This window comes from Kitasatospora sp. NEAU-CNBT7 (assembly GCF_057220535.1).
Genome location: NZ_JBXQQB010000007.1, coordinates 1 through 15620, shown reverse-complemented (window position 1 = coordinate 15620; position 15620 = coordinate 1). Strand labels below are relative to the sequence as shown.

Sequence of the window (15620 nt, the reverse complement as noted above, 5' to 3'; positions counted from 1 at the left end):
CCGACGCGCCACCCCTCGCATGCCCTGGGCACGAGGGGTTTTTTGTTGCACTGAACCTGTTCCACCCCCGCGATACCCCTGGCCCTGAGCGTCCTAAAACGGGACGATTGGGGCAGAGCCGGAGATCGGCCCCCGGACGGCAGGACCCTCAACTGCCGGGGCCGGCAGAACCCGAGAAGAGACAGGCAGATGACTGAGCACGCCGCATCCCCCCGCCGCGGGGACACCCCGGCAGCCCACGCTCCGGGTCCCCAGACCACCGAGACCATGACCGGCGCCCAGTCGCTCATCCGCTCCCTCGAGGCCGTGGGCGCGGACACGGTCTTCGGCATCCCGGGCGGGGCGATCCTCCCGGCGTACGACCCGCTGATGGACTCCACCAAGGTCCGCCACATCCTGGTCCGGCACGAGCAGGGCGCCGGCCACGCCGCCACCGGCTACGCGCAGGCCACCGGGCGGGTCGGCGTCTGCATGGCGACCTCGGGTCCCGGCGCCACCAACCTGGTCACCCCGATCGCCGACGCCTACATGGACTCGGTGCCGATCGTGGCGATCACCGGCCAGGTGGCCTCCAAGGCGATCGGCACCGACGCCTTCCAGGAGGCGGACATCTGCGGCATCACGATGCCGATCACCAAGCACAACTTCCTGGTCACCGACCCGGCCGAGATCCCCCGGGTGATCGCGGAGGCCTTCCACATCGCCGGCACCGGCCGCCCCGGCCCGGTCCTGGTCGACATCGCCAAGGACGCGCTGCAGGCGACCACCGTCTTCCGCTGGCCGGTGGAGACCTCGCTGCCCGGCTACCGGCCGGTCACCAAGCCGCACGCCAAGCAGATCCGCGAGGCGGCGCGGATGCTGGTCAACGCGAAGAAGCCGGTCCTGTACGTCGGCGGCGGCGTGCTCAAGGCCAACGCCAGCGCCGAGCTGCGGATCCTGGCCGAGCTGACCGGCGCCCCGGTGGTCACCACCCTGATGGCGCTCGGCGTCTTCCCCGACAGCCACCCCCAGCACCTGGGCATGCCCGGCATGCACGGCTCGGTCCCGGCCGTCACCGCGCTGCAGAAGTCGGACCTGCTGTTCACCCTCGGCGCCCGGTTCGACGACCGGGTCACCGGCAAGCTGGACAGCTTCGCCCCGTTCGCGAAGGTCGTGCACGCCGACATCGACCCGGCCGAGATCGGCAAGAACCGGCCGGCCGACGTGCCGATCGTCGGTGACGCCCGCGAGGTGATCGCCGATCTGATCGTCGCCGTGCAGGCCGAGTTCGACGCCGGGCACAAGGGCGACTACGCCGACTGGTGGGTCAAGCTCAACCAGTGGAAGGCCACCTACCCGCTCGGCTACGAGCCCGCCCCCGAGGGCGGCCTGTCGCCGCAGCAGGTGATCGAGCGGATCGGGCAGCTGGTCGGCTCGGACGCCATCTACGCGGCGGGCGTCGGCCAGCACCAGATGTGGGCCTCGCAGTTCATCAGCTACGAGAAGCCGGCCACCTGGCTGAACTCCGGCGGCGCGGGCACCATGGGCTACGCGGTGCCGGCCGCGATGGGCGCCAAGGCCGGCAGGCCGGACACCGAGGTCTGGGCGATCGACGGCGACGGCTGCTTCCAGATGACCAATCAGGAACTGGTCACCTGCGCCCTGAACAACATCCCGATCAAGGTGGCCGTCATCAACAACGGCTCGCTCGGGATGGTCCGCCAGTGGCAGACCCTGTTCTACAACCAGCGCTACTCCAACACCGTGCTGCACGCCGGCCCCGAGCACGACGGCATCGCCGCCCCGGCCCAGGGCACCCGGATCCCGGACTTCGTGATGCTCTCCGAGGCGATGGGCTGCGTCGGCCTGCGCTGCGAGCGCCCGGAGGACCTGGACGCGGTGATCAAGCAGGCGATGGAGATCAACGACCGCCCGGTGGTCATCGACTTCATCGTCCACCAGGACGCCATGGTCTGGCCGATGGTCGCCGCCGGCACCAGCAACGACGAGATCCTCGCCGCCCGGGACCTGCGCCCGGACTTCGGCGACGACCTCGACTGACGGCCCCGACCACCCGATAGAGAGACCATGACCGCCATGTCCAAGCACACCCTCTCCGTCCTGGTCGAGAACAAGCCCGGCGTGCTCGCCCGCATCGCCTCGCTGTTCTCCCGTCGGGGCTTCAACATCGACTCGCTCGCGGTCGGCCCGACCGAGCACCCGGACATCTCCCGGATGACCATCGTGGTCAACGTGGAGGACCTGCCGCTGGAGCAGGTCACCAAGCAGCTGAACAAGCTGGTCAACGTGATAAAGATCGTCGAACTCGACCAGGGCCAGGCGGTCCAGCGCGAGCTGGTCCTGGTCAAGGTCCGGGCCGACGCGGAGAGCCGCTCGCAGATCGTCGAGATCGTCCAGCTGTTCCGCGCCAAGACGGTCGACGTCTCGCCGGACGCCGTCACCATCGAGGCCACCGGCAGCTCCGACAAGCTGGAGGCGATGCTCAAGATGCTGGAGCCGTACGGCATCAAGGAGCTGGTCCAGTCCGGTCTGGTGGCCATCGGACGCGGCGCCCGGTCGATCACCGACCGCTCGCTGCGGGCCCTGGACCGCAGCGCCTGATCCCCTGCCGTCTCACCCCCTGAAGCAACGCCCCACCCCACCGCCGGGTCCACGTACGGTAGGTACGCACCGGCACCACCACCACGCAAGGAGATGTGCCCCCGTGGCCGAGCTGTTCTACGAAGACGACGCCGACCTGTCCATCATCCAGGGCCGCAAGGTCGCGGTCATCGGCTACGGCAGCCAGGGCCACGCCCACGCGCTGTCGCTGCGTGACTCGGGCGTGGACGTCCGGGTCGGCCTCCTGGAGGGCTCGAAGTCCCGCGCCAAGGCCGAGGAGGCGGGCCTGCGCGTCACCGACCCCGCCACCGCCGCGGCCGAGGCCGACGTCATCATGATCCTGGTGCCGGACCCGATCCAGGCCGACGTCTACACCGAGTCGATCGAGCCGAACCTGAAGGCGGGCGACGCCCTGTTCTTCGGCCACGGCCTGAACATCCGCTTCGGCTTCATCACCCCGCCCGAGAACGTCGACGTCTGCATGGTCGCCCCCAAGGGCCCGGGCCACCTGGTCCGCCGCCAGTACGAGGAGGGCCGCGGCGTCCCGTGCATCGTGGCGGTCGAGCAGGACTCCACCGGCAAGGCGTTTGATCTGGCCCTGTCGTACGCCAAGGGCATCGGCGGCACCAAGGCCGGTGTCATCAAGACCACCTTCACCGAGGAGACCGAGACCGACCTGTTCGGCGAGCAGGCCGTGCTGTGCGGCGGCACCGCCGCGCTGGTCAAGGCCGGCTTCGAGACCCTGGTGGAGGCCGGCTACCAGCCGGAGATCGCCTACTTCGAGTGCCTGCACGAGCTCAAGCTGATCGTCGACCTGATGTACGAGGGGGGTCTGGAGAAGATGCGCTGGTCGGTCTCCGAGACCGCCGAGTGGGGCGACTACGTCACCGGTCCGCGCATCATCACCGCCGACACCAAGGCCGAGATGAAGAAGGTCCTCGCCGAGATCCAGGACGGCACCTTCGCCAACACCTGGATCGCCGAGTACAAGGCGGGCCTGCCCAAGTACAACGAGTACAAGAACGCCGACTCCGAGCACCTGCTGGAGACCACCGGCAAGAAGCTCCGCAAGCTGATGAGCTGGGTCGACTCCGAGGCGTAACCCGTTCGGGCGGTCCAACTGCCTTGTACAACCAGGCTGCTCCCGTCCGGGTGATTTCGCCGGACGGGAGCAGCCGCCGCCCCAGCCCGTCGATACACTTCCGAGTGCGCGTCAGGCCCACAGCGTCGTGCGTCTACCTACGCGGCATGCCACCTTCCCCCCGTTCGCCACGCCACCTACGTGCCGGGGAGAACCGGACAGTTAAGGACACTGTCGTGAGCAGCAAATCCGTAGTTCTGATCGCCGAAGAGCTGTCCCCCGCCACGGTCGACGCCCTGGGTCCGGATTTCGAGATCCGCCACTGCAACGGTGCGGACCGCACCGAGCTGCTGACCGCCATCGCGGACGTGGACGCGATCCTGATCCGCAGCGCCACCAAGGTGGACGCGGAGGCGCTGGCCGCGGCCAAGAAGCTCAAGGTCGTCGCCCGGGCCGGGGTGGGCCTGGACAACGTGGACGTGTCGGCCTCCACCAAGGCCGGCGTGATGGTCGTGAACGCGCCGACCTCCAACATCGTCACCGCCGCCGAGCTCGCCTGCGGCCTGCTGATCTCGGTCGCCCGCAACATCGCGCCGGCCAACGCCGCGCTCAAGCAGGGCGAGTGGAAGCGCAACAAGTACACCGGCGTCGAGCTGAGCGAGAAGGTCCTCGGCGTGGTCGGCCTCGGCCGGATCGGCGTCCTGGTCGCCCAGCGGATGTCCGCGTTCGGGATGAAGATCGTCGCCTACGACCCCTACATCCAGGCCGCCCGCGCGGCCCAGATGGGCGTCAAGCTGCTCTCCCTGGAGGAGCTGCTGGAGGTCTCCGACTTCATCACCGTGCACCTCCCCAAGACCCCCGAGACGATCGGCCTGATCGGCGACGAGGCGCTGCACAAGGTGAAGCCGACCGTGCGGATCGTCAACGCCGCCCGCGGCGGCATCGTGGACGAGGCGGCGCTGGCCGCCGCGCTGCGCGACGGCCGGGTGGCCGGCGCGGGCCTGGACGTCTACGCCAAGGAGCCGTGCACCGACTCCCCGCTGTTCGCCTTCGACAACGTGGTCGCCACCCCGCACCTGGGCGCCTCCACCGACGAGGCGCAGGAGAAGGCCGGTATCGCGGTCGCCCGCTCGGTCCGCCTGGCGCTCGCCGGCGAGCTGGTGCCGGACGCGGTCAACGTCCAGGGCGGCGTGATCGCCGAGGACGTCAAGCCCGGTCTGCCGCTGGCCGAGAAGCTCGGCCGGATCTTCACCGCGCTGGCCGGCGAGGTCGCCGTCCGGCTCGATGTCGAGGTCCGCGGCGAGATCACCCAGCACGACGTCAAGGTGCTCGAACTCTCCGCCCTCAAGGGCGTGTTCGAGGACGTGGTGGCCGAGACGGTGTCCTACGTCAACGCCCCGCTGTTCGCCCAGGAGCGCGGCGTGGAGGTCCGGCTGACCACCTCCAGCGAGAGCCCCGAGCACCGCAACGTGATCACCGTGCGCGGCACCCTGGCCGACGGCGGCGAGGTCGCCATCTCCGGCACGCTGGCCGGCCCGAAGCAGCAGCAGAAGATCGTCGGCGTGGACGCCTTCGACGTGGACGTGGCGCTCACCGACCACATGGCGTTCTTCAAGTACGAGGACCGCCCCGGCGTGGTCGGCACCCTCGGCCGGATCCTCGGCGACGCCGGGATCAACATCGCCGGCATGCAGGTGGCCCGGGACGGCGCGGAGGCGCTCGCCTCGATCACCGTGGACAGCGAGGTCTCCCAGGAGGTGCTGGCCGAGATCGCCGGCGCGATCGGCGCCCGCTTCGCCCGCGCGGTCAACCTCGGCTGAGACCGGCAGCCAGGCCTTCGAGCGGCCCTTCCGCCTTCGGGCGGGAGGGCCGTTCGCATACCGCGGCTCTGGCGGCCGGGTGAACCCCGTCTCAGATACTAGGAAATCCAACTAATCGTGCAGACAGCGGCGCCGCCGAGTCGTACGGTGAAAGAGCCATACGGTGAGCCACCCCTGCAAGCCAGGGACGGTGGCCCGTGTGTGCCCGTACGCAGTTCGGCAGGCGACCCTTGCCGGCGTACCCCACCCTCCCCACTGCGCCTGCGGGCGCGCCCTGAACCGAGGAGACCGGTATGCCCCCCGTCGCAGACCGTCGCACCGTCCCCACCACCCCCGCCGTCCACTCCGTCCACGCCCCGCGCCGCCGTCGCCGCGCCGAGCCGGACCCGCACGCCGCGGCCGCCCTGCAGCGCGCCCTGGACCGCCGTGACAACGGCGGTGCCACCGGCCACGGTTACTGAGCGCGGCCCGCGGGTTCCGCCCGCAGGTCGCGGAATGGGCCGAACGCCTGACGGTCCGTCACCCACAGGAGTGCAAGCCGTCCCCCAACGGGGGAGAGTGCTCGCCGACGCCAACTCGATGATCGTAATTTGGTGCCTCCGGAAGGGTGATCGACCTCCGCACGGCGCGGACCGCGGCTGACCGGCACGCAGATCAGTCCACCCCTGCCGGGGGAGACGGACCTGTGCGCACCCCACCAGCCCACCGCCGGGCGGCAGTCGCCACCCGGATCGGCCTGACCCTCGCCCTGCTGACCGCCGTCGCGCCCGCCGGCGCGGCGGCGGCCGAGCGGCCCGACACCTCCGCGGGCACCGCCCGCGCCGGCGCCCCCGCCGGTTTCCTGCTCGAACTCGACACCGAGCCCGCCGCCCCCGCCTGGCGCCGGGCCGCCGACGACGCCCGGCGGTCCCGGCGCAGCCCGGAGGCGGTCCGCGAGGCCGCCGCCCGGGCCGGCGCCGACCAGCGGGCCCGGGCCCTGCGCGCGGCCGCCGACCTGGAGGCCGCGGTGCACCGGGCCGAGCCCGCCGCCCGCCCGATCTACCGCACCTCCACGGTGCTCACCGGCCTCGCGGTCCGGGCGCCCGCGGGCGCCCGGGCGCGGCTCGGCGCCCTGCCGGGCGTCCGGGCGGTCCACCCGATCACCCTCAAGCAGCGCGCCAACTCCTACTCGGTACCGCTCACCGGCGCCCCGCAGGTGTGGTCCCCGGCGGCCGGGGAGGGCAACACCGGGCGCGGCGTGCGGATCGGCGTGATCGACTCCGGGATCGACTACACCCACGCCGACTTCGGCGGCCCCGGCACCGAGGCGGCCTTCAAGGCCGTCAACGGCGCCGAGCCGGCCCCGGCCGCGCTGTTCCCCAACGACAAGGTGGCCGGCGGCCGGGACCTGGTCGGGGACGACTACAACCCCGACCCCTCCGCCGAGCACTCCCAGCCCGAGCCGCACCCGGACGCCAACCCGATCGACTGCGCGCTCAACGGCCACGGCACCCATGTGGCCGGGACGGCGGCCGGCTACGGCGTCGCCGCGGACGGCCGCACCTACCGCGGCCCGTACCGGCCCGGGCTGGACCCGGCCGGCTTCAAGGTCGGCCCGGGCGCGGCGCCCGAGGCGCAGCTGTACGCGATCCGGGTGTTCGGCTGCACCGGGTCCACCGACCAGCTCGCGCAGGCCCTCGACGTGGCCGCCGACCCGAACGGCGACGGCGACCTGTCCGACCGGCTCGACGTGGTCAACCTCTCGCTCGGCAGCTCCTTCGGCGACCCCGCCGACGCCGACGCGCTGGCCGCCGACCGGCTCGCCGAGCTCGGCACCGTGGTGGTCGCCGCGGCCGGCAACGAGGGCGACGTGTACGCGATCGGGGGCAGCCCCGGGATCGCCCCGCGGGTGATCGCGGTGGCCGCCTCGGTCGACCAGCACACCGACGCCGACGGCATCCGGGTGCTGGCACCGGCGGCGCTGGCCGGGCTGGTCCCGGCCCACTGGAGCGCCCAGTACCGGCAGTGGTCCACCGCCGACGTGAGCGGCGAACTCGCGCGGCCGGCCGACCAGAGCGACGGCTGCACCGCCTTCACCCCGGCGGACGCGGCCCGGCTCAAGGGCAGGGTGGCGCTGCTGACCTGGCGGACCAAGGACGCGGACCGGGCCTGCGGCTCGGCGGCCCGGGCCGACCACGCGGCCGACGCGGGCGCCCTCGGCGCGCTGTTCGCGGCCGACGGCGACCACCTGGGCGAGCTGGCCGGCGACGACCGGGTACCGGTGGCCATCCTGGCCCGGGCCGACGGCGAGCGGCTCACCTCGGCGCTGGCCGAGGGCCCGGTGCGGGTGCAGCTGGCGGCGCCCGGCGACGCCCTGCGCGGCTCGGTCGCCCAGGAGCAGCCGCAGCGGGTGGACACCCTGACCTCGTTCACCTCCCGCGGGATCGGTCTGCCCGGCCTGGTCAAGCCCGACCTGGCGGCCCCGGGCGAGACCATCTGGTCGGCCCGCGCGGGCAGCGGCACGGCCGGCATCCGCGAGGACGGGACCTCGATGGCGACCCCGCACATCGCGGGCCTGGCGGCGCTGGTGCGCGCGGCCCACCCGGACTGGTCGGTCGAGGAGGTCAAGGCGGCCCTGATGAACACCGCCGGGGACACCTGGCTCGGGGACGGCCACGGCGGCCCGGTGTACGGGCCGGAGCGGACCGGCGCCGGGCGGGTCCGGGTGGACCGGGCGGTGCGGACCCCGGCCGTGGCGTACGCGGCGGGCGAGGGGGCGGCGCCGGGCGCGGTCGGGCTGTCGTTCGGGCCGGTCGCGGTCTCGCGGCCGACCGAGACGGTCCGCGAGGTGGAGGTACGCAACCTCGGCGACACCCCGGTCAGCTACACCACGGGGTACGCGGCGGCGACCGAGCTCGCGGGCGCCACCTTCGAGCCGAGCCCGGCCCGGGTGGACGTCCCGGCGGGCGGCACGGCCCGGGTCCGGGTCGCGCTGCGGGTCCCCGGGCAGGTCGAGCGGCAGCCCGACCCGACCATCGACACGCTGCAGGGCGGCCGGGCCCGCGGGTACCGCGGCGAGCTGTCCGGGCGGCTGCTGCTGACCCCGGTGTCCGGCGACGCGCCCGAGCTGCGGGTGCCGCTGTTCGCGGCGGTGCGGGCGGCCTCCGACCTGACGGCGGGCCTGCAGCTGAAGTCGGCCCGGCAGGGCTCCGCGCTGCTGGCGCTCGGCGGCACCGGCGCGCCGTCCACGGCCGGCGCCCTGGTCAGCGCCTTCCAGCTGGGCGGTGAGGGCGAGCGCTGGCCGGACTGCCCGGCCGCCGGGCTGTGCGTCGACGCGCCGTCCGAGCGGGCCGCGAACCTGCGGGCGGCCGGTGCGGCCAGCGACGCCCCGGCGGTCGGCGGTGACCCGCTGGCCCGCGGCACGCTCTACCTGGCGGCGGCGCTGTGGGCGCCGGCCGCGACCCCGGCGGCGCAGTTCGGCGTCCGGGCCTCGCTGGACACCGACGGGGACGGCCGCACCGACGCGGTGGTCAGCGCCGACCGGCTGCGCGGCAGCGACGTCCTGGTGGCCCGCACGGTGGACGCCAGGACCGGCCGGGAGCTGGACGTCCAGCCGCTGAACGCCCGCTGGGGCGACAGCGACACCGGTCTGCTCGACAGCGACACGCTGGTGCTGCCGGTCCGGCTGGCCGCGCTGCCGGGGCTGAGCACCTCCGCGGCCCGGATCCGGTACGGGCTGTGGACCGGGTTCGCCCTCGGCGGGGTGCCCAGTGCGGCCGACGCGCTGTCCTCGATCGGGCTGCAGGGGGAGCGGCCGACCCTGTCGATCGACGTGCTGCACCCGGCGCTGGACGTCCGCAGCCCGGCCGACGGGCCGGCCGCCATCGCCGCCCCGGCGGGCCCGGGCACGGTGCTGGACGTCCGCAAGGGCCCCGGCGGCGACACCGCCCGGCTGCTACTGGTCCACCACCTCAACCCGGACGGGCGCCGGGCCCAGCTGGTCTCCCTGCGGTGATCCGGGCTGCGGCGATCCGGGCTGCGGTGATCCGGCGGCCCGGCCGGTCAGCACCAGCCGGGTCAGCAGGAAGCTGACCGGGATCGCGCCCGCGGCGACCACCGCGGGCGCGATCCGCTCGTCCAGGCCGCACCACTGCACCAGGGCGAACAGGCCGGCCGTCTGCAGCAGGTAGTTGGCCAGGTTGGGCAGCGGGAAGAGCAGGAACTTCCGCCAGGTCGGCCGGGTGCGGTAGGTGAAGTAGGTGTTCAGGAAGAACGACCCGACCATGCTGAGCAGGTACGCCACGCTGAACGCCGCCAGGTACGGCAGCGCCGGGTGGAGCAGCCAGAACAGCGCCAGGCAGCTGCCGGTGTTCACGGCACCGACCAGCCCGAACCGGATCAGCTGCCACATCCGTCTGTCCTCCGCCGTTCGCCCGCCGCTTCCGCCAGGCCGCACTGTAGGCGCACCCGGCCGGCCGGCACCAACCGCCCGCTGCCGGGAATGTCCGAATGGCGGACACGGGATGTCAGCCCATGGGACGCGGGAGTAGGGTCACGAGCATGTCTCGCACCCTTCGCCTCGCAGTGATCCCCGGTGACGGTATCGGCCAGGAAGTGGTCGCCGAGGGCCTCAAGGTGCTCAGCGCCGTCCTCCCCGCCGACGTCAAGCTGGAGACCGCCGAGTACGACCTCGGCGCCCGCCGCTACCACCGCACCGGCGAGACCCTGCCGGACAGCGTGCTGGCGGAGCTGAAGGGCCAGGACGCGATCCTGCTCGGCGCGATCGGCGACCCGAGCGTGCCGTCCGGCGTGCTGGAGCGGGGCCTGCTGCTGAAGCTCCGGTTCGCCTTCGACCACCACATCAACCTCCGCCCGGGCAAGCTCTTCCCCGGTGTGGGCTCCCCGCTGGCCGGCGACCCGCAGATCGACTTCGTGGTGGTCCGCGAGGGCACCGAGGGCCCGTACGTCGGCAACGGCGGCTCGCTGCGCACCGGCACCGAGCACGAGGTGGCCACCGAGGTCAGCCTGAACACCGCGTTCGGCATCGAGCGGGTGGTGCGGGACGCCTACCGCCGCGCCGCCGCCCGTCCGCGCAGGAAGCTCACGCTCGTCCACAAGAACAACGTGCTGGTGCACGCCGGGCACCTGTGGACCCGGATCTTCGAGCAGGTCGGCCGGGAGTTCCCCGAGGTCACCACCGACTACCTGCACGTCGACGCGGCGACGATCTTCTTCGTCACCCAGCCCGAGCGCTTCGACGTGATCGTCACCGACAACCTGTTCGGCGACATCCTGACCGACCTGGCCGCGGCCGTCACCGGCGGCATCGGCCTGGCCGCGAGCGGCAACATCAACCCCTCCGGCGCCTTCCCGTCCATGTTCGAGCCGGTCCACGGCTCGGCCCCGGACATCGCCGGCCAGGGCAAGGCCGACCCGACCGCCACCGTGCTGTCGGTCGCCATGCTGCTGGAACACCTCGGGTACGCCGACGAGGCCGCCCGGGTCGAGGCCGCCGTCGCGGCCGATCTGACCGAGCGCTCCGGCGCCCGTACCACCTCCCAGGTCGGCGACGCGCTCGCCGCCCGAGTATCCGGCTGAGGCGCCGGAGCAACGACGGGACAGCCCTCCGGCTGTTCGGCACGGCCCTCTGGATGCGAGTATCGACAGTGGGCCGTGCCGTCGTGCGTTCGATCACCGGCGGTGGCGGCCCAGCCCTACCCCACGGTGAAGGACAGACAGCCATGAGTACGCCCACCCAGGCGCCCATCACGTTCGACCTCAAGCCCACCGCGCACCCGCTGTCCGACGCGGAGCGCGAGGCCCGGCTGGCCAACCCCGGCTTCGGGCGGGTCTTCACCGACCACATGGTGACCATCCGGTGGACCGACGGCCTGGGCTGGCACGACGCCCAGCTGACGCCCTACGCGCCGCTGGAGATCGACCCGGCCAACATGACCCTGCACTACGGCCAGGCGATCTTCGAGGGCCTGAAGGCCTACCGCCAGGCCGACGGCTCGATCAGCACCTTCCGCCCGGAGGCCAACGCCAGGCGCTTCCAGGACTCGGCCCGCCGGCTGGCGATGCCCGAGCTGCCGGTCGAGACCTTCGTCGAGGCCGTCGAGCTGCTGGTCCAGCAGGAGCAGAACTGGGTGCCGAACGAGGCCGAGCAGAGCCTCTACCTGCGGCCGTTCATGTTCGCCACCGAGGTGGGCCTGGGGGTGCGCCCGGCCAACTCCTACCTCTTCATGATCATCGCCTCGCCGGCCGGCGCCTACTTCCCCGGCGGCATCAAGCCGGTCTCGGTCTGGCTCTCCGAGGAGTACGTGCGCGCCGCCCCCGGCGGCACCGGCGCCGCCAAGTGCGCGGGCAACTACGCCGCCTCCCTGGTCGCCCAGGCCCAGGCCGCCGCCAAGGGCTGCGACCAGGTGGTCTGGCTCGACGCCGCCGAGCACCGGTGGATCGAGGAGATGGGCGGCATGAACCTGTACTTCGTCTTCGGCGAGGGCAAGGACGCGAAGATCGTCACCCCCGAGCTCTCCGGCGCCCTGCTGCCCGGCATCACCCGCGACTCGCTGCTGCAGCTGGCCGCCGACCTCGGCTACGGGGTCGAGGAGCGGAAGATCTCCACCGACGAGTGGAAGCAGGCCAACGCCGACGGCACCCTGACCGAGGTCTTCGCCTGCGGCACCGCCGCCGTGATCACCCCGGTCGGCTCGGTCAAGTCCGCCCGCGCCGACTGGACCGTGGGCAAGGGCGAGCCCGGCCCGGTCACCATGGAGCTGCGCAAGGCGCTGCTCGCCATCCAGGGCGGCCAGGCCCCGGACACCCACGGCTGGCTGCACAAGATCGTCTGACCCGGCACCGGGCGCCCCGCACCGCCGGGGCGCCCGGCTCGGTAACCTCGAAGTGCCCCGCTCGTTGAGCCGTGCGGACCTGAGGAGGGGCTCTGAGCGCGCCGACGGGTGACTTCGCCGAGGACCATGACAGCTATCTGCTCGACGCCTTCCTGACCCTTGAGCATCCCGGAGGGTCTCAAGGCCGAGCTGATCGAGGCGGAGATCATCGTGACCTCGCCGCCGGACGGGGACCACGAGACCGCGGTCGGCCGGATCGTGCGGCAGATCGCTCGCCAATGCCCGGACGGCGTCGACTTCGCGGGCGGCAAGGGCCTGATCGTGCCCAGCGGCCGCTACATCCCGGACGGCACGTTCACTGCGGCCGGTGCCATGCTGGGCCGGGAGTCCTGGTCCGAGCCGGACGATGTGCTGATGGTCCTGGAGGTCACCTCCGGTCGGCCGGGCAAGGACCGCGAGGCCAAACGGCTCGGCTACGCGGCCGCCGGCATCCCGCTCTACCTGCTGGTCGACCGGCACGAGGGCAAGGTCCTGCTGTTCGGTGACCCGCGGCGGGGCGACTACCACGCCGTCGCCTGGGCCGCTGTCGGGGACCCGCTGCCGCTCCCCGCGCCGTTCGGTTTCGAACTCGCCACCGACCGGCTGACCTGAGGCGTTTCGCATCGCGAGACGGCGGGGCCGGGATGCGGTCGGTGTGCCAGACTGCAAGCGTGTCCTCGCTCTCGCTGATTATTAGCAGCAGGCGCGCCGGTCCGCAGTGACCGCTCCCGCAGTACCCGAATGCGGAGCGACCACCAGCGTCCAGACCCGCGCGCAGACCTCTCGCACCCGCGAGGGGTCTTTTGTTTTGCCCCGGACCGGCCGGAGCCCCCACGAGGGGCCGAGGGACACCGGGTGCGCGCGGGATGCTGGACAGTGGAGCCGGACTCCCACCCGGCAACAGCAGTAACTCCACCGAACGGAGAACCCAGGGCCATGACCGAGGCCAGCAACAGCCGCCCCAACGACAGCTTCCACCTGTTCGACACCACGCTGCGCGACGGCGCCCAGCGCGAGGGCATCAACCTCACCGTCGCGGACAAGCTGACCATCGCCCGGCACCTGGACGACTTCGGCGTCGGCTTCATCGAGGGCGGCTGGCCGGGCGCCAACCCCCGCGACACCGAGTTCTTCGCCCGGGCCGCCGCCGAGCTCGACCTGCGCCACGCGCAGCTGGTCGCCTTCGGCGCCACCCGCCGGGCCGGCGGCAAGGCCGCCGAGGACCCCCAGCTGGCCGCCCTGGTCAACTCAGGGGCCCCGGTGGTCACCCTGGTCGCCAAATCGCACGACCGGCACGTGGAGCTGGCCCTGCGCACCACCCTCGACGAGAACCTGGAGATGGTCCGCGACAGCGTCACGTACCTGCGCGCCCAGGGCCGCCGGGTCTTCATCGACTGCGAGCACTTCTTCGACGGCTACCGGGCCAACCCCGAGTACGCGCTCGCGGTGGTCCGCACCGCCCACCAGGCCGGCGCCGAGGTGGTGGTGCTCTGCGACACCAACGGCGGGATGCTGCCCGCGGGCGTCCGGGAGACCGTGGCCGAGGTGCTGGCCCGCACCGGGGCACGGCTCGGCATCCACGCCCAGGACGACACCGGCTGCGCGGTCGCCAACACGCTGGCCGCCGTCGACGCCGGCGCCACCCACGTCCAGTGCACCGCCAACGGCTACGGCGAGCGGGTCGGCAACGCCAACCTCTTCCCGGTGGCCGGGGCGCTGGAGCTCAAGTACGACCGCCGGGTGCTGCCCGAGGGCCGGCTCGCGGAGATGACCCGGATCTCGCACGCCATCGCCGAGGTGGTCAACCTGGCGCCCTCCACGCACCAGCCGTACGTGGGATTCTCGGCCTTCGCGCACAAGGCCGGCCTGCACGCCTCCGCGATCAAGGTCGACCCGGACCTGTACCAGCACATCGACCCCGAGCGGGTCGGCAACACCATGCGGATGCTGGTCTCCGACATGGCCGGCCGGGCCTCGATCGAGCTCAAGGGCAAGGAGCTCGGCTACGACCTGTCCGCCGACCGCGACCTGGTCGGCCGGGTGGTCGCCCGGGTCAAGGAGCAGGAGAACCTCGGCTACACCTACGAGGCCGCCGACGCCTCCTTCGAGCTGCTGCTGCGCGACGAGGTGCGCGGCAGCCGGGAGCGGTTCTTCGCCCTGGAGTCCTGGCGGACCATCAGCGAGCAGGGCCCGCACGGCACGGCGGGCAACGAGGCCACCGTCAAGGTCTGGGCCAAGGGCGAGCGCAAGGTCGCCACCGGTGAGGGCAACGGCCCGGTGGACGCCCTCGACAAGGCGCTGCGGGCCGCCCTGGAGCCGATCTACCCGCAGCTGGCCCGGCTGGAGCTGGTCGACTACAAGGTCCGCATCCTGGAGGGCCAGCACGGCACCGGTTCCAAGACCCGGGTGCTGGTCGAGTCCACCGACGGCAGCGCCACCTGGTCCACGGTCGGGGTCGCCGACAACGTGATCGCGGCGTCCTGGCTGGCGCTCGACGACGCCTACACCTACGGCCTGATCCACGCCGGGCTGGACCCCGCGCAGGGCTGAGCCGGGATGGGCCGGACCCCCCGGGGCCCGCGGACCGACGACGGTTCCGCGGGCCCCGGCCGTCCCCCGGCGGGGCCGGCGGGTCAGCGCAGGCGGGCGAGGAGGGCGTGCTCGACCAGGGTGATCAGGGCGCTCTTGGCACTGTCCCGGCGCCGCGCGTCCAACGCGATGATCGGGGTGTCGGGGCCGAGCTGGAGTGCTTCGCGGACCTCTTCGGGGGTGTGCGGCTGGTGGCCTTCGAAGCCGTTGAGGCCGACGACGAAGGGCAGGCCGCTGTTCTCGAAGTAGTCGAGGGCGGGGAAGCAGTCGGCGAGGCGGCGGGTGTCGACGAGGACGACGGCGCCGATGGCGCCGCGGACGAGGTCGTCCCACATGAACCAGAAGCGGTCCTGGCCGGGGGTGCCGAAGAGGTAGAGGATCAGGTCCTCGTCGAGGGTGATGCGGCCGAAGTCCATGGCGACCGTGGTGGTCGTCTTGCCCGCGGTGTGGGTGAGGTCGTCGATGCCGGCGCTGGCGCTGGTCATGACGGCTTCGGTGCGCAGCGGGTTGATCTCGGAGACCGCACCGACGAGGGTGGTCTTGCCCACGCCGAAGCCGCCCGCGACGACGATCTTCGCCGAGGTGGTGGCGCGGCTGGGGGCGGCCGCGTTAGAGCTTGCGAAGTCCACTGAGGACCCTTTCGAGCAGCGTGACGTC

12 protein-coding genes are annotated in these 15620 nt (G+C 72.7%); 10 read left to right on the top strand and 2 right to left on the bottom strand.

Annotated features, from left to right (window positions below):
- Positions 1-189 precede the first annotated feature (189 nt).
- The 6 genes from AC2TEW_RS11765 (at position 190) to AC2TEW_RS11740 (ending at position 9496) form a co-directional block, all read left to right on the top strand.
- A complete protein-coding gene (locus AC2TEW_RS11765; protein ID WP_484623320.1) occupies positions 190-2040 on the top strand; it encodes an acetolactate synthase large subunit in 1851 nt (616 codons plus the stop codon).
- Positions 2041-2076: 36 nt separating this feature from the next.
- Complete coding sequence (gene ilvN / locus AC2TEW_RS11760; RefSeq protein WP_484623319.1) at positions 2077-2601, top strand: acetolactate synthase small subunit; 525 nt, start codon at positions 2077-2079, stop codon at positions 2599-2601.
- Between the two features lie 103 nt (positions 2602-2704).
- Positions 2705-3703, top strand: a complete 999-nt coding sequence (gene ilvC / locus AC2TEW_RS11755) for a ketol-acid reductoisomerase (protein ID WP_484623318.1) — start codon at positions 2705-2707, stop codon at positions 3701-3703.
- 215 nt (positions 3704-3918) lie between these two features.
- Positions 3919-5502, top strand: a complete 1584-nt coding sequence (serA, locus tag AC2TEW_RS11750; protein ID WP_484623317.1) for a phosphoglycerate dehydrogenase — start codon at positions 3919-3921, stop codon at positions 5500-5502.
- 293 nt (positions 5503-5795) lie between these two features.
- Positions 5796-5963, top strand: coding sequence for a hypothetical protein (locus tag AC2TEW_RS11745; protein ID WP_484623316.1), 168 nt, complete (start codon positions 5796-5798; stop codon positions 5961-5963).
- Between the two features lie 224 nt (positions 5964-6187).
- Positions 6188-9496: a S8 family peptidase gene (locus AC2TEW_RS11740; RefSeq protein ID WP_484623315.1), complete on the top strand. Its 3309-nt coding sequence runs from the start codon at positions 6188-6190 to the stop codon at positions 9494-9496.
- On the opposite strand, the gene AC2TEW_RS11735 is transcribed toward AC2TEW_RS11740, so the two are convergent.
- Positions 9437-9892: a GtrA family protein gene (locus AC2TEW_RS11735; protein WP_484623314.1), complete on the bottom strand. Its 456-nt coding sequence runs from the start codon at positions 9890-9892 to the stop codon at positions 9437-9439. The two genes, AC2TEW_RS11740 and AC2TEW_RS11735, sit on opposite strands and share 60 nt — an antisense overlap.
- 149 nt (positions 9893-10041) lie before the next feature.
- On the opposite strand from AC2TEW_RS11735, the gene AC2TEW_RS11730 reads away from it, so the two are divergent.
- The 4 genes from AC2TEW_RS11730 (at position 10042) to cimA (ending at position 14924) form a co-directional block, all read left to right on the top strand.
- Positions 10042-11079, top strand: a complete 1038-nt coding sequence (locus tag AC2TEW_RS11730) for a 3-isopropylmalate dehydrogenase (protein ID WP_484623313.1) — start codon at positions 10042-10044, stop codon at positions 11077-11079.
- A gap of 143 nt (positions 11080-11222) precedes the next feature.
- Positions 11223-12335 carry a branched-chain amino acid aminotransferase gene (locus tag AC2TEW_RS11725; RefSeq protein ID WP_484623312.1) on the top strand — a complete coding sequence of 371 codons (1113 nt, stop codon included), beginning with the start codon at positions 11223-11225 and terminating at the stop codon, positions 12333-12335.
- Positions 12336-12494: 159 nt separating this feature from the next.
- Entirely contained in the window at positions 12495-12986 is a 492-nt protein-coding gene (locus tag AC2TEW_RS11720; RefSeq protein ID WP_484623311.1) for a Uma2 family endonuclease, read from the top strand.
- 324 nt (positions 12987-13310) lie between these two features.
- The gene (gene cimA / locus AC2TEW_RS11715; protein ID WP_484623310.1) at positions 13311-14924 is read left to right on the top strand and encodes a citramalate synthase; all 1614 of its coding nucleotides are present in this window, start codon (positions 13311-13313) and stop codon (positions 14922-14924) included.
- 83 nt (positions 14925-15007) lie between these two features.
- Here cimA and AC2TEW_RS11710 read toward each other — a convergent pair whose 3' ends face one another.
- Entirely contained in the window at positions 15008-15592 is a 585-nt protein-coding gene (locus AC2TEW_RS11710) for a GTP-binding protein (protein ID WP_033823131.1), read from the bottom strand.
- Positions 15593-15620 lie beyond the last annotated feature (28 nt).